The sequence below is a fragment of the Blastococcus sp. SYSU DS1021 genome, assembly GCF_054050995.1.
The window spans coordinates 42,699-60,041 of record NZ_JBJHAL010000019.1; the positions used below are offsets into that span (position 1 = coordinate 42,699).

16 protein-coding genes are annotated in these 17,343 nt (G+C 74.2%); 13 read left to right on the forward strand and 3 right to left on the reverse strand.

The window, feature by feature from the left end; all coding sequences use genetic code 11:
* Nucleotides 1–200: 200 nt before the first annotated feature.
* From pdhA to ACI8AP_RS14700, 8 genes are all read left to right on the forward strand, one after another.
* On the forward strand, nucleotides 201–1,340 hold the full coding sequence (pdhA, locus tag ACI8AP_RS14665; RefSeq protein ID WP_456590091.1) for a pyruvate dehydrogenase (acetyl-transferring) E1 component subunit alpha: 1,140 nt from the start codon (nucleotides 201–203) through the stop codon (nucleotides 1,338–1,340).
* Nucleotides 1,340–2,320 (forward strand): alpha-ketoacid dehydrogenase subunit beta, encoded by a 981-nt coding sequence (locus ACI8AP_RS14670; RefSeq protein ID WP_456590092.1) that lies wholly within the window; start codon nucleotides 1,340–1,342, stop codon nucleotides 2,318–2,320. Before pdhA ends, ACI8AP_RS14670 begins: the two co-directional genes overlap by 1 nt.
* A gap of 1 nt (nucleotide 2,321) precedes the next feature.
* Nucleotides 2,322–3,872 carry a dihydrolipoamide acetyltransferase family protein gene (locus ACI8AP_RS14675; RefSeq protein ID WP_456590093.1) on the forward strand — a complete coding sequence of 517 codons (1,551 nt, stop codon included), beginning with the start codon at nucleotides 2,322–2,324 and terminating at the stop codon, nucleotides 3,870–3,872.
* A 40-nt stretch (nucleotides 3,873–3,912) separates the two neighbouring features.
* Nucleotides 3,913–4,284 carry a hypothetical protein gene (locus ACI8AP_RS14680; protein WP_456590094.1) on the forward strand — a complete coding sequence of 124 codons (372 nt, stop codon included), beginning with the start codon at nucleotides 3,913–3,915 and terminating at the stop codon, nucleotides 4,282–4,284.
* 9 nt (nucleotides 4,285–4,293) lie between these two features.
* Entirely contained in the window at nucleotides 4,294–5,457 is a 1,164-nt protein-coding gene (locus ACI8AP_RS14685) for an AGE family epimerase/isomerase (RefSeq protein WP_456590095.1), read from the forward strand.
* Between the two features lie 80 nt (nucleotides 5,458–5,537).
* Nucleotides 5,538–5,999 (forward strand): SRPBCC family protein, encoded by a 462-nt coding sequence (locus tag ACI8AP_RS14690; protein WP_456590096.1) that lies wholly within the window; start codon nucleotides 5,538–5,540, stop codon nucleotides 5,997–5,999.
* A 207-nt stretch (nucleotides 6,000–6,206) separates the two neighbouring features.
* The gene (locus tag ACI8AP_RS14695; protein WP_456590097.1) at nucleotides 6,207–6,356 is read left to right on the forward strand and encodes a hypothetical protein; all 150 of its coding nucleotides are present in this window, start codon (nucleotides 6,207–6,209) and stop codon (nucleotides 6,354–6,356) included.
* A 175-nt stretch (nucleotides 6,357–6,531) separates the two neighbouring features.
* Complete coding sequence (locus ACI8AP_RS14700; protein ID WP_456590098.1) at nucleotides 6,532–8,625, forward strand: diguanylate cyclase domain-containing protein; 2,094 nt, start codon at nucleotides 6,532–6,534, stop codon at nucleotides 8,623–8,625.
* Nucleotides 8,626–8,628: 3 nt separating this feature from the next.
* Here ACI8AP_RS14700 and ACI8AP_RS14705 read toward each other — a convergent pair whose 3' ends face one another.
* Complete coding sequence (locus ACI8AP_RS14705) at nucleotides 8,629–9,462, reverse strand: tyrosine-protein phosphatase (protein ID WP_456590099.1); 834 nt, start codon at nucleotides 9,460–9,462, stop codon at nucleotides 8,629–8,631.
* Nucleotides 9,463–9,642: 180 nt separating this feature from the next.
* Here ACI8AP_RS14705 and ACI8AP_RS14710 point away from each other — a divergent pair, with 180 nt between their 5' ends.
* From ACI8AP_RS14710 to ACI8AP_RS14730, 5 genes are read left to right on the forward strand one after another with little or no spacing between them, the layout of a single operon-like run.
* Nucleotides 9,643–10,863 (forward strand): substrate-binding domain-containing protein, encoded by a 1,221-nt coding sequence (locus ACI8AP_RS14710; RefSeq protein WP_456590100.1) that lies wholly within the window; start codon nucleotides 9,643–9,645, stop codon nucleotides 10,861–10,863.
* A gap of 17 nt (nucleotides 10,864–10,880) precedes the next feature.
* Complete coding sequence (locus tag ACI8AP_RS14715; protein ID WP_456590101.1) at nucleotides 10,881–11,678, forward strand: ABC transporter ATP-binding protein; 798 nt, start codon at nucleotides 10,881–10,883, stop codon at nucleotides 11,676–11,678.
* Nucleotides 11,675–12,418 (forward strand): ABC transporter ATP-binding protein, encoded by a 744-nt coding sequence (locus ACI8AP_RS14720; RefSeq protein WP_456590102.1) that lies wholly within the window; start codon nucleotides 11,675–11,677, stop codon nucleotides 12,416–12,418. The genes ACI8AP_RS14715 and ACI8AP_RS14720 overlap by 4 nt, the downstream gene beginning before the upstream one ends.
* Complete coding sequence (locus ACI8AP_RS14725; protein ID WP_456590103.1) at nucleotides 12,415–13,299, forward strand: branched-chain amino acid ABC transporter permease; 885 nt, start codon at nucleotides 12,415–12,417, stop codon at nucleotides 13,297–13,299. The genes ACI8AP_RS14720 and ACI8AP_RS14725 overlap by 4 nt, the downstream gene beginning before the upstream one ends.
* Nucleotides 13,300–13,310: 11 nt before the next feature.
* A complete protein-coding gene (locus ACI8AP_RS14730; protein WP_456590104.1) occupies nucleotides 13,311–14,444 on the forward strand; it encodes a branched-chain amino acid ABC transporter permease in 1,134 nt (377 codons plus the stop codon).
* 63 nt (nucleotides 14,445–14,507) lie between these two features.
* On the opposite strand, the gene ACI8AP_RS14735 is transcribed toward ACI8AP_RS14730, so the two are convergent.
* Both ACI8AP_RS14735 and ACI8AP_RS14740 read right to left on the reverse strand, forming a co-directional pair.
* Nucleotides 14,508–15,377, reverse strand: a complete 870-nt coding sequence (locus ACI8AP_RS14735; protein ID WP_456590105.1) for a 3-methyladenine DNA glycosylase — start codon at nucleotides 15,375–15,377, stop codon at nucleotides 14,508–14,510.
* 20 nt (nucleotides 15,378–15,397) lie between these two features.
* Nucleotides 15,398–17,341 carry a helix-turn-helix domain-containing protein gene (locus ACI8AP_RS14740; protein ID WP_456590142.1) on the reverse strand — a complete coding sequence of 648 codons (1,944 nt, stop codon included), beginning with the start codon at nucleotides 17,339–17,341 and terminating at the stop codon, nucleotides 15,398–15,400.
* Between the last annotated feature and the right edge of the window lie 2 nt (nucleotides 17,342–17,343).

Below are 17,343 nucleotides of genomic sequence, written 5' to 3' on the forward strand. Positions count from 1 at the left end.
GCTGGACGCCACCCTGGGCGAGCTTTCTGCGCAATCTACTTCAATGCGCCTGCGCAGATCGATGCGCATCAGGGCTGGTCATCGGCGGGCAGGTCGTGCCAGGATGTGTGAGGGCCGCCACATCCGGCGGCCGGAACGTCCAGCACCACCGCGTCGCCGGTGACCCCGGCGGCGGTGGCCGACGGCGAGGAGTGCGACCGGTGACAGCGTTGCCAGAGACCACGGAGATGGTCGACCCCGTCCCGGGGGCCGCCGCGCCCCACCTGCCGCAGCGGTCCGAGCTGGTCCAGCTGCTCACACCGGAGGGCGACCGGGTCGAGCACCCCGGCTACTCCCTGGAGATCACCGACGAGGAGCTGCGGGACCTCTACCGCGATCTCGCCCTGGTGCGCCGGTGGGACGTCGAGGCCACCGCGCTGCAGCGGCAGGGCGAGCTCGGCATCTGGGCCTCGCTGCTCGGTCAGGAGGCCGCGCAGATCGGCGCCGGCCGCGCACTGGCCGCCACCGACATGGCGTTCCCGACCTACCGCGAGCACGGCGTCGCCTGGACCCGCGGTGTCGACCCGCTGCACGTCATCAGCCTGTTCCGGGGCGTCGACAACGGCGGCTGGGACCCCGTGGCCACCGGCTTCAACCTCTACACCGTGGTCATCGGCGCGCAGACCCTGCACGCCACCGGCTACGCCATGGGCCTGCAGCGCGACGGTGCCGAGAGCGCGGCGCTGGCCTTCCTCGGTGACGGCGCCACCAGCCAGGGGGAGGTCAACGAGGCGATGATCTGGGCGGCCAGCTTCTCCGCCCCCGTCGTCTTCTTCTGCCAGAACAACCAGTACGCCATCAGCGTCCCGCTGGAGCGGCAGTCGCGGGTGCCGCTGTACCAGCGCGCGGCCGGTTTCGGCTTCCCCGGCGTCCGGGTCGACGGCAACGACGTCCTCGCCGTCCTGGCCGTGACCCGGCAGGCGCTGCAGGCCGCCCGCGAAGGGCAGGGCCCGACCTTCATCGAGGCGTTCACCTACCGCATGGGCGCGCACACCACCTCCGACGACCCCACCCGCTACCGGCTGGCCAGCGAGCTGGAGGAGTGGAAGCTGCGCGACCCGATCGCGCGGCTGAAGGCGCACCTGTCCCGCTCGGAGAAGGCCGACGCGGCGTTCTTCGACTCCGTCGAGCGCGAGGCCGACGAGCTGGCCGAGCGGATCCGCAGCGGCACCGTCGACATGCCCGATCCCGAGCCGACGGCGATGTTCGACTCCGTCTACGCCGAGCAGACCCCGTGGCTGGCCACCCAGCGCGAGGAGTTCGTCGCGTACCAGGCGAGCTTCGAGGGGAGCGAGCACTGATGGCCACCGAGACGCTCACGATCGGCAAGGCGCTCAACCTCGGCCTGCGCCGCGCCATGGAGGACGACGCCAAGGTCGTGCTCATGGGCGAGGACATCGGCAAGCTCGGCGGGGTCTTCCGCATCACCGACGGCCTGCAGAAGGACTTCGGCGAGGCCCGCGTCGTCGACACGCCGCTCGCCGAGGCCGGGATCCTCGGCACCGCGGTCGGCCTGGCCATGCGCGGCTACCGGCCGGTCTGCGAGATCCAGTTCGACGGCTTCGTCTTCCCCGCCTACAACCAGATCGTCACCCAGGTCGCCAAGATGCACGCCCGCTCGAAGGGCCGGCTGCCGATGCCGATCGTCATCCGCATCCCCTTCGGTGGCGGCATCGGGGCGGTCGAGCACCACAGCGAGAGCCCCGAGGCCTACTTCGCGCACACCGCGGGGCTCAAGGTGGTCGCGGTCAGCAACCCGGTCGACGCCTACTGGGGCATCCAGCAGGCGATCGCCCATCCCGACCCGATCGTCTTCCTCGAGCCCAAGCGGCGGTACTGGGAGAAGGCGGAGGTCGACACCGACGCCACCCCGGACCCGCTGTTCGCCTCCCGCGTCGTCCGTGGCGGCGACGACGCCACCGTGCTGGCCTACGGCCCGATGGTGAAGACGGCGCTGCAGGCGGCGAAGGCCGTCGAGGAGGAGGGGCGGTCGCTGGAGGTCGTCGACCTGCGCACGGTGTCGCCGCTGGACCTGGAGCCGGTGTTCGAGAGCGTGCGGCGGACCGGTCGCTGCGTCGTCGTGCACGAGGCGCCGGTCACCCTCGGTCTCGGCGCGGAGATCGCCGCGCGGGTGACCGAGGCCTGCTTCCACTCCCTGGAGGCGCCGGTGCTGCGGGTCGGGGGCTTCGACACCCCCTACCCGCCGTCGAAGCTCGAGGAGGAGTACCTCCCCGACCTCGACCGGGTGCTGGACGCCGTCGACCGCGCGATGGAGTTCTGAGATGGCGCAGCGTCAGTTCAAGCTCCCCGACGTCGGTGAGGGGCTCACCGAGGGCGAGATCCTGCAGTGGCTGGTGCAGGTCGGCGACACCATCACGGTCAACCAGCCGTTGTGCGAGGTGGAGACGGCGAAGGCCGCCGTCGAGCTGCCCTCGCCGTGGGCCGGCACCGTCGTCGAGCTGCTCCACGAGGCCGGCACGATGGTCGACGTCGGTGCGCCGATCATCACCATCGACGTCGGCGGGGTGGGTGGGGGAGACGCCGCCGGGAGCGCCCCGGCGGCGGCGCCCGCCGACGAGGGATCGGCGGCCGGCGAGGAGCCGGCCGCCGGGCTGATCGGCGGGGCGGCCCCCGGTGGGCGGACCGCCGTCCTGGTCGGCTACGGGCCCCGCACCACCGAGGCGCGCCGCCGCCCGCGCCGGTCAGGCGCCCCGGCCGCCGCCCGGGCGACCGGGCTGCCCGGCGCGGACTACGGCTCCGGCGGGGCCGACCGTCCCCCGCTGCCCTCCGACGACGGCCCGCCGCTGCTGGCCACCGCCCCCGACATGCGCAGCAAGCCGGTGCGCCACGGCGGGCTGGAGGTCGGCCGGCAGGCCGAGGCCGCGGCGCGACGCGAGGACGCCGCCCCGGCCCAGGGCTCCGCGCCCGGCCGGCGGGGGCCCCGCCCGCTGGCCAAGCCGCCGGTGCGCAAGTACGCCAAGGACCTCGGCGTGGACCTCGCGACCATCTCCGGCTCCGGCGCGGGTGGCTGCATCACCCGGGCCGACGTCGACGCCGCCGTCGCCGCGCGCTCCGACGGCGCCGTCGCCGCGCGCTCCGACGGCGGCGGGGCCCCGGCGTCCGTGGCGACCACCGGCGGGGAGCAGCGCATCCCGGTCAAGGGGGTCCGCAAGGCCACCGCGGCCGCGATGGTGGCCAGCGCCTTCACCGCGCCGCACGTCACCGAGTTCCTCACCGTCGACGTCACCCGGATGATGAAGCTGCGCAGCAGGCTGGCCGCACGGCCAGAATTCGCCGAGGTCAAGGTGAGCCCGCTGCTGTTCGTGGCCAAGGCGCTGCTGCTCGCGGCGCGGCGGCACCCGATGGTCAACAGCTCGTGGGACGAGGCGGCGCAGGAGATCGTCGTCCACGGGCAGGTGAACCTCGGCATCGCCGCCGCGACCCCGCGCGGGCTGATCGTGCCCAACATCAAGGACGCCGGGCGGCTGTCCCTGCCCGCGCTGGCCGCGGCCCTCGGCGAGCTCACCGAGACCGCCCGGGCCGGGCGCACGGCACCGGCGGACATGACCGGCGGGACGATGACGATCACCAACGTCGGCGTGTTCGGCGTGGACACCGGTACCCCGATCCTCAACCCGGGGGAGTCGGCGATCCTGGCCTTCGGCGCCGTCCGGGAGATGCCGTGGGTGCACAAGGGGAAGGTGAAGCCCCGCCTGGTCACCCAGCTGGCGCTCTCCTTCGACCACCGGATCATCGACGGCGAACTCGGGTCACGGTTCTTGGCCGACGTCGGCGCGTTGCTGCACGATCCGGGGAGCGCGCTGGCCTACTGACGGCGAGCCGCCCGGTTCGTCGCTCGAGAGGGAGCCCGTCGTGGACCGCCGTGCCCAGGCGCTGGTCGCCCTGCTGCTGTTCGTCGCGCTCACCGGCGCCTCGATCGGGATCGGCGGCTCGCGGCCGCACCTGGACCAGGGCACGGCCCCGTGGCTGCTCCAGGTGCTCGGGTACGTGTGCGCGATCGCCGGCGGGGTCCTCCTGGCGGCCGGAGTCCCGGCCGGCCGGCGGCTCGGGTTCGTCGTGCTCGCCGCGACGGTGGTCATGGTGCTCGTCGACGCGATGACCACGGGTGACGCCGGGGCGAACATCGGCGCGGGGTTCGTCCGGGTGCTCTGCCTCGCGGTCCTCGGGGTGGCGACGGCCCGGTTGGCCGTCGCCGTGGTGGGCGACCGGCGGGCCGCGCACTAGCGTGACCGGGTGATCGATCTCGACCGGCTGCTGGACTTCGCCGCCCGATCCCGGCTGCCGGACGGCTTCGGGTACCTGGGCCCGGACGGTGACCTGCTCGCGGACCGGCCGCAGGAGGGCTGGATCGTCGCGCGGATGACCCACGTCTTCGGGCTGGCCGCCCTGCTGGGGCGGCCAGGGGCGGTCGAGCTGGCCGGGCACGGCGTCGAGGCGCTGCGCAGCGGGCCCCTCCACGACCCGGTGCACGGGGGCTGGTGCGCGACGGCCGCCGACGGCACGAAGGCCGCCTACGTGCACGCCTTCGTCCTCCTGGCCGGTGCCACGGCGACCGCGGCCGGGATCGAGGGCGGGCGCGCGCTGCTGGACGACGCCCTCGACGTGTGGCAGGACCGGTTCTGGGACGAGGACGCGGGCCTGGCGGTGGAGGAGTGGGACCGCACCTGGTCGCGGCTGGACGACTACCGCGGTGCCAACGCCAACATGCACGGCGTCGAGGCGGTGCTCGCCGCCGCCGACGCGGTCGACGACGCGGCCCTGGCCGCCAGGCTGCGCGGGCAGGCGCTGCGCAGTGTCGAGCGCGTGGTGCACGGTTTCGCCCGCGAGCGCGGCTGGCGGCTGCCCGAGCACTTCACGTCCCACTGGGAGCCGCTGCCCGAGCACAACGCGGCGCACCCGGCCGACCCGTTCCGCCCCTACGGGGTCACGATCGGGCACCAGTTCGAGTGGGCGCGGCTCGCGGTGCACCTGCGCGCCGCCCTCCCCGACCCGCCGCGCTGGCTGCTCGACGACGCCGTCGCGCTGTTCGACGCCGCGGCGACCCGCGGGTGGGCGGCCGACGGCGCGGACGGCTTCCCGTACACCCTCGACTGGGACGACCGGCCCGTGGTCGGTGCGCGTATGCACTGGGTGCTGTGCGAGGCGGTGGCGGCGGCGGCGGTGCTCGCCCGCGTGACCGGGGAGCCGGCCTACCGGGCGCTGGCCGACCGCTGGCGTGCGCACGGTGAGGAGCGGTTCGCCGACCCCAGCACCGGCAGCTGGCACCACGAGCTCACGCCGTCGGGGGAGCTCGCCGAGGGCACCTGGGCCGGGCAGCCCGACGCCTACCACCTGGCGCAGATGCTGCTGGTGACGGACCGGCCGGTGCGCGGCAGCATCGCGGCCGCGCTGCGCTGACCTGCTCCTTCCACGTGTCGGTCCGGCGCCCCCGGGGTAGGTGGCGCACGACCGAACAAGCGACACGAGGAGCTGAGAACGTGGCCAGCGTGCAGGAGTTCGTCGACGTCGACGTCCCGATCCGCATCGCCTACGACCAGTGGACGCAGTTCGAGACGTTTCCGCAGTTCATGGGCGGCGTCGAGAAGATCACGCAGATCGACGACACCCACACCCACTGGGTCACCAACATCGACGGCGTGAAGCGCGAGTTCGATGCGGAGATCACCGAGCAGCACCCCGAGGAGCGCGTGGCCTGGACCAGCACCAGCGGTGAGGCCAAGCACGCCGGTGTGGTGACCTTCCACCGGTTGGACGACGCCAAGACCCGGGTGATGATCCAGATCGACTGGGAGCCCGAGGGGCTGGTCGAGAAGGCCGGTGCCGTCCTCGGCTTCGACGACCGGCAGATCAAGGCCGACGCGAAGAAGTTCAAGGAGTTCATCGAGAGCCGCGGCACCGAGACCGGTGCCTGGCGGGGTGACGTGCAGCGCCCGAGCTGAGCCCCCGCCCCGCTACGACGACGGCGCCCACCCCCCTCGGGGTGGGCGCCGTCGTGCGTTCGGGCTCCGACGTGGCGCGACTCACCCGAAAGGATGAGGAACCTTCGGCCATGTCTCACGTTCGCCGACGTTTCGTCGGATTAATATGGTGCACGCCTGCGTTACTACGGCTGCAGGCAGATCACTCCGACGAAAGAGGCAGTAACGATGAGCAGCGTGACGACCAGCTGGCGGCAGCGTCGGCAGGTGGCGCGTACCCGGCGGGCGCTGAACAAGGCGCTGGCCCGCAGCAGCAGCCCGGCGATGCGCGACGAGCTCCTGACGATGGCGAACGGCAGCCACTTCCTCGGCCGCTGAGCCCTGGCCGCGCGGCGCGCGCGGCCCCGGAACACCCCGACCCCGGTCTCCCTCGAGACCGGGGTCGCGTGCGTCCGGGGGCTCGTCCCGCAGGGCGCGGTCCGACCTGCGGGCTCCTCACCCGATCCGGTCGGTTCCGCTCAAGCGGGGGTGGTGGCGCGCCGATCACCGGACCGTGGGCACAGGATCACCTGGCAGCGGCGGCGCGACCGCTGTGCCGCCGGCCGAGGCGCGGGAGACCCCGGGCATCACGATGGCCGGGGTGCTCGCCTACGTCCGCCGCGCGGGTGGGGACGACGCCGTCGCCGCGGTGCTCGACCGGGCCGGGCTCGGCGAGGTCGCCGACCAGGTCGCCGACCAGGCCCGCTGGTGGAGCTACGCCACCCGGATCCGGCTGTTCGCCGCGGCGACGGATGTGCTGGGCGACCCCGACACGATGTTCCACGTGGGCACGGCCGCGATGCGCAGCGGCCTGGGACACTCCCTGCTCCTGGTCCTGCGCGCCCTGGGCACGCCCCGCCAGGTGTTCCGCCAGCTGCCGCGGGCGGCGGCCAAGTTCACCACCGTCTCCCGCATGGAGGTCCGCGAGACCACCGCGACGTCAGCGACGGTCGCCCTGCACCTGGCCGACGGCTACGCCCACTCGGCGCTGGACTGCGCGTACGCCCGCGGGCTGGCGGTGATGATCCCGGCCATCTTCGGTCTGCCTCCCGGCGTCCTCACGCACACCGAGTGCTGCGTCGACGGCACCGGCACCTGCGTCTACCGCCTCACCTGGGAGCGGCGGTCGCGATTCCGCCGCCGGCGGCCCGACGGGGCCGCGGCCGACCCCGAGCTGACGGCGCTGCGGGGGCAGTTGCGCACGCTGCAGTCCGCGGCCGGTGACCTCGTCGCCAGCGACGACCTCGACACCGTCCTCCACCGCATCGTGGCGCGGGCCGGTGAGGCCGTGCTGGCCCCGGCGCACCTGCTGGTCGTCGGCAACCCGGACGGCGGTCCGCCCCTGGTCCACGGCGCCGGCATCCCCGACGACCAGTTGCCGGAGCTGGCCGCGCGGATCCTGTCCGGGGACGACCTGGGCCGCACCGCCGTGGTCGTCGACGTCGCCTCCGCCCGCCGCCGGCACGGCCGGCTCGCCGCGATCTACCCCTCCGGTGACGGCGAGATGGCCGACGAGCACGCGATGCTCGCCGCCTACGCCGGGCACGCGGCGGCGGCGCTGGACCTGCTCATCGCCCTGGAGGACGCGCGCCGGGAGGCCGACCGGGCGGGCGCCCTGCTGGCGCTGGCCCACGAGCTGGCCGGCGCCGGCGACGCGACGGCGGTCAGCCAGGTCGTCGCGGAGGCCCTGCCGCGCGTCATCGGCTGCAGCAGTGCCTCGGTGATGCTCTGGGACCCGGCGACGGGGCAGCTGCAGGGCCGCAGCTCCGCCCGGAGCCAGCCGCTCCGGCGGGAGCACTTCCTGAGGACGCCGCTGCGGCCGGAGGACACCCCGGAGCTGGTCGGCATGCTCACCGACCGCGAACCCCGGATCCTCAGCCTCGCCACCAGCAGCCCGGTGCTGCGCCGGTTCATGACCGACATCGGCGTCTCCGACGTCGTCGCGGTGCCGCTCCTGGCCGGCGCCACCTTCCTCGGCGTCGCGACGGCGAGCTGGGAGTCCGGGACGGCGCCCGAGGAGCTCGGTGGCGACGTGCTCGCCCGGCTGCGGGGTGTCGGTGACCAGGCGGCCACCGCGCTGCAGAAGGCCCGGCTGCTGGAGACCGTGCGCCACCAGGCCACGCACGACGCGCTGACCGGGCTGCCCAACCGCGTGCTCTTCCTGGAGCGGTTGGAGGCGACGCTCGTCGGGACGGGCCCCGACGGCCAGCTCGGGGTGCTCTTCTGCGACCTCGACCGGTTCAAGGACGTCAACGACTCGCTCGGTCACGCGGCCGGGGACGAGCTCTTGCGGCAGGTGTCGGCACGGCTGCGCGCCGCCGTCCGCCCCGGCGACACGGTGGGTCGACTCAGCGGCGACGAGTTCGCCATCGTGCTGCCGGCCCTGGCTGACGCCGACCAGGCGCGGACCCTCGCCGACCGCATCACGGCCTGCTTCGAGGAACCGTTCCGCCTCGACGGCACCCCGGTGCGGGTGGGTACCAGCGTCGGGGTCGCCGTGCTCGGCGCGGAGCGGGCGCGCACCGCCGACGCCCTGCTCCGCGAGGCGGACGCGGCGATGTACCGGGAGAAGGAGCGGCGGAGCCGGTCGGCCCGCGCCGTCCGCTGACCGTCAGTCGCGCAGCCGGGCGCGCAGCGCCGCCTGCTCGTCGGCACCGAACCCGTGGGCGTCCAGCCATCCCGCCGGACCGTCGAACCGTTCGTCGAGCAGGGTCAGCAGCCGGTCCATCGTCTCGGCCCGCGGCGTGTGGCTGGCCACGTCGCGCGTGACCATGTCCTCGGCGTACGTGGGCGAGGTGGCCAGCTTCGCCACCAGCGCGTCGATGACCTCCGCGGTCAGCGCGTAGTCGGCCACGATCTCCTCGTGCGGCACCCCGGCGACCGCCAGCGCGAGGGCGCAGACCACGCCGGTGCGGTCCTTGCCGGCTGCGCAGTGCACCACCGACGCGCCGTCCGGGGCGGAGGTGAGCGCGCGCAGCGCCCCGACGACGTTCTCCGACCGCTGGCCGAGGTAGCCCAGGTAGGACCGCACCGCCGGCGGCTCCACCTCGTCGTGGGCCGCGACCTGCCGGGGCAGCAGCGACTCGGCCCACCCGGCCCCGAGCTCCAGCTGCGGCTCCTCCTCCTCCACCGCGAAGACGTCGGTGTAGTGCCCGCGCTCCGGCAGCAGGGTGAAGTGCCGGTGGGTGACCTCGGGGACGCCGCGCAGCGGGCCGCGCCCCTCGAGCACGATCTCCGCGGTGGTCCGCAGGTCGATCACCTGGCGCAGGCCGATCTCGTGCACCAACCGCCGGACGTCGGCGTCGCTGAGGGTCTGCAGGTTGTCGCTGCGCAGGATCCGCCCGGCCGCCGTTCGCCCGCCGTCGGTGGTGGGCAGGCCCCCGAGGTCCCGCATGTTGGTGGTGCCGTCGAGCCGGATCCAGCGGTCGGTGTTCGTGGAGGTCACGCCTGGGACGGTACGTCCTGAGCCCGGCCGGTGGCCTCTGGGCACCGGACCCCGCAAGGGTGGTGCGCTGCCCCACAATGCAACCCGGCGGTATGGGTCCGGTCCACATGGGCACGTGATCAGCTCGTCCCTACGGTGTGGTGCAGACCACTCGTGCACCCGCACACCGAGGAGATCGCCATGTCCCGCACCCGTTCCCGGACCGCTTGCACCGCGGCGGCCGCAGGTGTCCTCGCGCTCACGGCCGCGTGCGGCAGCCCCGGTGCCCCTGGTGGCGGGGCGGGCAGCGGAGGCGGCGCCGGCGAGGACGGGGCCCCGGTCCAGGTGGGCGTGATCACGTCGACGTCCGGGCCGCTCGCCTCGTACGGCGCGCAGTACCTCCAGGGCTTCGAGGCGTGCCTGGACCACCTGACCGACGGCACCGGTGAGGTGGGCGGCCGGCCGGTGGAGGTGATCCAGCGCGACGATGCCGGAGACCCGGCCAAGGCCGTCGCCGAGGCCACCGACCTGATCGGCCAGGGGGTGCAGATCCTGGCCGGTTCGGCGTCCTCCGGCGTCGCGGTCCAGGTCGCGCCGCTGGCGGAGCAGAACGACGTCCTGTTCATCTCCGGCCCGGCGGCGACCGACGCCGTGACCGGGGTCAACGACAACACCTTCCGGTCCGGCCGGCAGACCTACCAGGACGTGCGCACGGCGCAGTCCTTCATCGGCGAGGCGGCCGGCAAGGAGGTGCTCGTCTTCGCCCAGGACAGCGCCTTCGGCCAGGCGAACGTCGCCGCGGTGACCGCCGTCCTGGGCGACGAGGCCGGCGCCACCGTGACGCCGCTGCTCGTCCCGGCCAGCGCGACCGACCTCACCCCCTTCGCCGCGCAGGCCCGGGATGCCGGCGCCGACCTGACCTTCGTCGCCTGGGCCGGGGAGACCGCGCCCGCGATGTGGCAGGCCATGGGCCAGCAGGGTGTGTTCGACGCGACGAACGTCGTCACCGGCCTGGACCTGCGCGCCTCCTACCCCACCTACGGCGAGCAGGCCACGGACCTCAACTTCCTGTCGCACTTCTTCGCCGAGGCGGTCGACAACGAGATGAGCCAGGCCGTGGCCGAGCGCGTCGAGGCGGCCGGTGGGGAAGTGGACATCTTCACCCCCGACGGCTGCAACGCCGCCCAGATGATCGTGCGCGCGGTCGAGGAGAGCCCCGACGACGTCGCCGGGATGATCTCCGCCCTCGAGGGCTGGAGCTTCGACGGGGTCAAGGGTGAGACGACCATCCGCGCGGAGGACCACGCCCTCGTGCAGCCGATGTTCCAGGCCCGTCTCGAGCAGCAGGGCGGCGAGTTCGTCCCGGTGCTGGTCGACACGCTGGCTCCGGAGGACACCGCTCCTCCGGTCGCCACCTCCTGACGCGGCGAGGGGACCCGGTGTCCACCAGTGCCACGGCGGCACCGGCCGCCCACCCCGCCGGGGGCGCGCCGGTGCTGCAGGTGCGCGGGCTCAGCTGCGCCATCGGCGGGGCGGTGATCGTCGACGACGTCACCTTCGACGTCGCCCCCGGTGAGTTCGTCGCCGTCATCGGCCCGAACGGCGCGGGCAAGACGTCGCTCTTCAACTTGCTCTCCGGGCTGCTCCCCGTGACCGGCGGCACCGTGACCCTCTCGGGGGCGGACATCACCGGCGCCTCGCCCTCGGCCCGGGCCCGGCGGGGTCTGGGGCGGACGTTCCAGGCGTCATCGGTCTTCGCCGGGCTGAGCGTGCGCGAGAACGTCCGGCTGGCCGCGCAGGCCCGGTTGGGCGGGAGCATGCGCCCCTGGCAGCTGGTGCGGCCGGGCGATGCGGCGCAGGAGATCGCCACGCGCTCGCTGGCGCGGGTCGGGCTGGGCGGCCGCGGCGAGGACCTCGCCGGAGCCCTCTCCCACGGGGACAAGCGCAAGCTCGAGCTGGCCATCCTGCTGGCCACCGACCCCGCTGTCGTCCTGCTCGACGAGCCGATGGCCGGGGTGAGCATCGAGGACGTCGCCGGGCTGACCGAGGTGATCGCCTCGGTGCACCGGGAGGAGGGCAAGACGGTGCTGATGGTCGAGCACCACATGGACGTGCTGCTGGGCCTGGCCGACAGGGTCGCGGTCATGCACCACGGCAAGCTCCTGGCGCTGGACACCCCGGAGCGCGTGACCAGCGACCCGGCCGTGCAGCAGGCCTACCTGGGCGAGTCGCTGTGAGCGGGCAGGCGCCGCCGCTGCTCCGTATGTCCGGCGTCCACGTCCGGCTGTCGGGCAGCCACATCCTGCAGGGTGTGGACCTCACCGTCCGCCGCGGCGGGGTGACGGCCCTGCTCGGGCGCAACGGTGCGGGCAAGACAACGACGGTGAAAGCGGTGCTCGGGCTGGTCCCGTCCTCGGGGACCATCGAGTTCACCGGCGGGAACGGCCGGACCGAGCGGATCGACGGGCGGCGGACGCACGAGATCGTCCGCCGCGGGATCGGTTACGCCCCCGAGGACCGGGAGGTCTTCGCCGGCCTGACGGTGGCGGAGAACCTGACGCTGGCCGAGCGACGCGACTCCGACCACCACCACGACCGGGTCTACGAGCTCTTCCCCGAGCTCCGGAAGCGCAGCCGGCAGCTCGCCGGGACGCTCTCCGGCGGTCAGCAGCAGATGGTCGCCATCGCGCGTCTGCTGCTCAACGACAACCAGCTGCTGCTCATCGACGAGCCGACCAAGGGACTGGCGCCGTTGCTGGTGGCCGAGGTCGCCGACGTGCTGGCCCGCGCGGCCGAGGAGGTGACGATCCTGCTCGTCGAGCAGAACCTGACCGTCGTCCAGCGGATGGCGCGCGACGCCGTCGTCGTCGACCAGGGGCGGGTGGCCTGGTCGGGGCCGGCCGCCGACCTGCTGGGCGATGCCGACCGGACCCGCGAGCTGCTCGGCGTGGCCGCCAGCGGGGGAGGGCACCGGTGACCACCTTCGTCCTGCTGGCCATCACGGGGCTGGGCCTGGCAGCGCTCTACTTCCTGGTCGCCTCCGGGCTCTCGCTGATCTTCGGCCTCATGGACGTGCTGAACTTCGCCCACGGCGCGTTCCTCACGATCGGCGCCTACGGGACGTGGTGGGCGGCCGGCAACCTGCCCGGTGCCGGCTCCACGGGCTGGGGTTTCGTCCTCGCCGTGGTCTTCGGGGTCGGGGTCGGCACCCTGGTCGCGGCCCTGATCGAGCTGCTGCTCATCCGGCCGCTGTACCAGCGCCACATCGAGCAGGTCCTCGTCACCGTGGGTCTCAGCCTCGCGCTGGTGGCCCTCGTGCGGGCGGTCTGGGGCTCCGACCCCCGGCCGTTCCCGCGCCCGGAGTGGGCGCAGGGCACCACATCGGTCCTGGGCGCCAACGTGCCCAACGACCGGTTCCTGCTCATCGCCAGCGCGGTGGTGGTCCTGGTGTCCGTGCTCGCGTTCCTCCGCTTCACCCGCGTCGGTCTGATCATCCGGGCCGGGGTGGAGAACCGGACCATGGTGACGGCGCTGGGCATCGACGTCCGCAAGGCGTTCACCCTCGTCTTCGCGATCGGAGGGGCCTTCGCGGCCCTCGCCGGGGCGCTCGGCGGCATCTACCTGGGGTCCATCTCCCCCGGGCAGGGCACCTCCCTGCTGATCTTCGCCTTCATCGTGGTGGTCATCGGCGGCATGAGCTCGATCACCGGCACGGCCGCCGCCGCGGTGCTGGTCGGCCTGGTGCAGCAGTTCGCGAACTACTACGCCGCGAGCGGGGTGGGTGACCTGTCGGTGGTGCTGCTGCTGGCGGTGGTCCTCCTGGCCCGTCCCAGCGGCCTGACGGCGAGGTTGGCGTGAAGGACGGGGCCGTGAACCGGAAGAACGCGCGGCGGCTCGCGCCGCTGGTGGTGCTGGTAGTCCTGGCGCTGCTGCCCTACTCGACCCTGGACCTGCCGGGGATCTTCGACGGGGTCCTCAACAGCCCCGGCACGCTGCAGCTGCTGGCGCTGTGCCTGGTGTTCGGCGGGGTCGCGCTCTCGTTCGACCTGCTCTTCGGCTTCACCGGGCTGCTCTCGTTCGGGCACGCCCTCTACTTCGCGGCCGGCACGTACGGGGCCAACCTGCTGCTGACCGAGCTCGGCTGGGGGCTGGGTGCGGCGGTCGCGGCGACGACCGTGCTCGGCATCGTGCTCCCGCTGGTGATCGGCAGCGTGGCGCTGCGGGTCTCCGGCATCGCCTTCTCCATGGTCACCCTGGCGACCGCCCAGGTCGGGTCGATCATCGTGCTGCAGGACCCGGGTGGGCTCACCGGCGGCGAGGAGGGGCTAGCGGTCGACCGCACCCCGATCCCCGACGCGTTCGTCGGCGTCTTCAACACCGTGAACAAGTACTGGCTGGCGCTGGCCTACCTGGTGCTGGTGTACGCGGTGGTCACCTGGGTGACCCGATCCCGGGCCGGGCGGGTCTGGCAGGCGATCAGGGAGAACGAGCGCCGAGTGGAGGTGCTGGGCCTGCGGCCGTACCGCTTCAAGCTGCTGGTGTTCGTGCTGGCCGGGCTGCTGGCCACTCTCGGCGGCATCGTGCACCTGCTGCTGCTGGGCGGTTCCACGCCCCGGGTGACCACCGCCGACTTCACCATCGGTCTGCTGGTCATGGTGGTGCTCGGCGGCGCCGGCAGCCGGTGGGGCGCGGTGCTCGGCGGCGTGCTCTACACCTACTTGGACAGCCGGCTGACTGCCCTGGCCGCCTCCCCGGCGGTCCAGGACCTCCCCGCCTGGCTGCGGGTGCCGTTGTCCGAACCCCTGTTCATCCTCGGGACCCTCTTCGTCCTCGTCGTCCTCTTCGTGCCCGGCGGCATCGCCGGGCTGGTGGACCGGCTGGGCGCGCGACGCCGCGGCCGCCGCCGCGAGGCCGAGGACCCGCCGCCCGGCCGGGCGGTGGAGCGGCTGCGGGACGAGATCGGTGCCGGGGTCGGCGGGAGCCGACCCCACGACGGGGTCTGACTGAGGACCGACTCTCCCGACGCCTCGGACCAGGAACCCCCTGCCCGACGGGCGGGTGCTCCGCTACGCCAGCAACCGGTCGCAGACGTCGATCAGCCGCTGCCGCAGGACGGCTCCCCGGGCGGCGAACCCGCGCTGCCCGGCCACGTACTCGGCCTTCCCCTCCGGCGTCTCGATCGGGACGGGCGGATAGCCGTGGTCGCGCAGGTCGTACGGCGAGGCCCGCATGTCCAGCTCCCGGATCGCAACGGCCAGCTCGAAGCAGTCGACGACCAGCTCGCCCGGGGTGGCGGGGCTGAGCTTGTAGGCCCACTTGTAGAGATCCATGCCGGCGTGCAGGCAGCCCGGTTGCTCGAGCTGCGGCTGGTTCTCGCGGGTGGGCTGCAGCCGGTTGCGCGGCACGGCCGGTGGGGTGAAGAACCGGAAGGCGTCGTAGTGGCTGCACCGCACCGGGTGCGCCTCGACGACGGCGTCGGTGCCCTCCTGGCCGAGGCGGAGGGGGATCGGGTGCCGGGTCCCGCTGTCCCGGTAGACCATCGCCCACTCGTGCAGGCCGAAGCACCCGGTGAACGCCGGGCGGGCGGCGGTCGCCACGAGCAGCCGCCGGACGAAGCGCACGGTGTCGCCGCGGTCGGCCAGGAAAGCAGCGACATCGAGCCGCACGGTCGCGCCGTCGGTCACGTACCAGCGCCGACCCCCGTGCGGCGCGGGGGCGGCGAGCGCGACGTCCGGGCCGGGGTGCCAGCGGCGGAGCCGGCCGGGCGTCTCGGAGTAGTAGGTGAACAGGAAGTCCAGCACGGGGTGGGTCTCGCCCCGGAGGCGGCGGTCGCGGTGGGGGACAGCCCACCGGTCCACGCGTTCCTCGTGCGAAGCGGCCCGCGCCTGCCACTCCTCGACCGGCAGGACCGGCAGCTGGGCGAGGGTCGGCTGCACCTGCCCAGGGTAGGGCTCGGTCAGCCGGGGCCGACGTGGGTCAGCCGGTGCAGGCGGAGGGCCAGCTGGACCTCCAGAGCGCGGGCCGGGGAGGACCACTCGCGACCGAGCAGCCGGCCGATCCGGTCCAGGCGCTGGGTGACGGTGTTGACGTGCACCTGCAGGCTCTCCGCCGCCCGTGCTGGTGAGCCGCCCGCCGCGAAGAACGCCTCCAGGGTTCCTTCCAGGTCCGTGCCGCGCTTCGCGTCGTACTCGAGCACGGGGGCCAGCGTCGCCCGCACGAAGGCGGGCACGTCGCGCCCCTCACCGACCAGCAGGCCGAAGAAGCCCAGCTCGTCCGCGCTCGCGGAGCCCCCCGCGCGGCCGAGCGCCACCAGGGTCGCCGCGCAGCGCGCCGCCTCCGCGTGCGCCGCGGCCACGGCACCAGGGCCGACGGCCGGTCCGGCGGCGCCGACGGTGACCGCGCCGGCACCGGCGGCCCCGAGCTCCCGATGGACGACGGCGGCCGCGGGGCCGGGATCCTGGCCGGGCAGGCAGAGGACGACGCAGCCACCGTGCAGGCCGGCGAGCCCGCCCCGGGTCGCCGCCAGGTGGGCCGCGGTGGCCAGGGCCCGCGGCCGGCACCGCGCCTCGACCCGGGCGACGACGACGGCGTGCGCGCGGTCCAGATCCGCACCCAGCCTGCGGGCGCGCTCCCGCAGCCCGTCGGGATCACGGAGACCGGGGTTCAGGAGCTCCTCGAGCAGCTCCCCGCGCACCCGGTTCTCCGCCTCGCCCGCCGTCCGGCGGATGAGCAGCAGCAGGGCGGTCACGAGCGCGGCGCGCTCCAGGATGCGCTGGTCGGAGTCGGCCAGCTCCTCCTCGCGGTGCAGCACCAGCCCGCCCAGCAGCTCGCTGTCCACCGTCACGGCTGCGGTCCACCAGGTGCCGTCCTGCACCGTCCGTCCGGTGGCGCGGGCCAGGGTGAGCGCTCCGGCGGGGTCGGGCGGCAGCGCGGTCGCCGAATCGGCACCGGGCGAGGCGGCCCGGCCTTCCTCGTCGAGCACGGTGATGCTGCCCCCGAGGGCCTCCGTCACCGCCGCGGCGACGTCCTCCACCCCGCCGCCGCGCAGGACCACGTCGATGAAGCGGTCGTGGGCGCCGGCCGCCCGCTCCACCGACGCTGTGTGGGCGCGCAGCCGCCGGGTGGCCGCGGACAGCTCGTCCAGCGCCGCCCTGGTCTCCTCGAGGAGCCGGGCGTTGTCCAGGGCGATCGCGGCGTGGGCGGCCAGCGACCCCAGGAGGGACACCTGCGACCGGTCGAAGGTGCGCTCGGCGCGGTCGGCGGCGAACAGGACGCCGACGACCTGGGCGCCGCGGACGAGGGGCACCCCGAGGATCGCGACGAGCCCCTCGTCGTGGACGCCGTCGTTGATCTCGGTGGTGTGCCGGAACCGCGGGTCGGTGAAGTAGCTCGACGTCGCGTACGGCGCGGCGGTCTGGGCGACGAGCCCACCCAGCCCGACCCCCATGGGCAACCGCAGGCCCTGGAACCGGGCCGAGACCGAGCCGTCGGTGACCCGCATGTAGGTGTCCCCACGCAGGGGGTCGTTCAGGGTCAGGTAGGAGACGTCGCTGCCCAGCAGCTGCCGGGCGCGCCGGACGATGGCGGTCAGCACGGAGTCGACGCCGCGCAGCGCCGCGAGGTCGTTCGCGGTGTCGAAGAGGGCGGTGAGTTCGGACTCCCGGCGGCGCCGGGCGGCGAAGGCCTCGCGCACCTCGAGCGCCAGCAGCTTGAGCCGCTCCAGCCCGGCCAGCTCGTCGGCGTCCGCCCCAGCCGCCCGTGCCCGGACCAGGGGGCGTTCGTACTCGATCGCCGCGGCATCGCCGAGCAGCAGCTCGAAGTACTCGGCGGCCCACCCCGCGGCCGGACGCGGGGCGCCACCGGTGGGAGGCGGGGCCGCAGGCTGGGACACGACCGGCATTC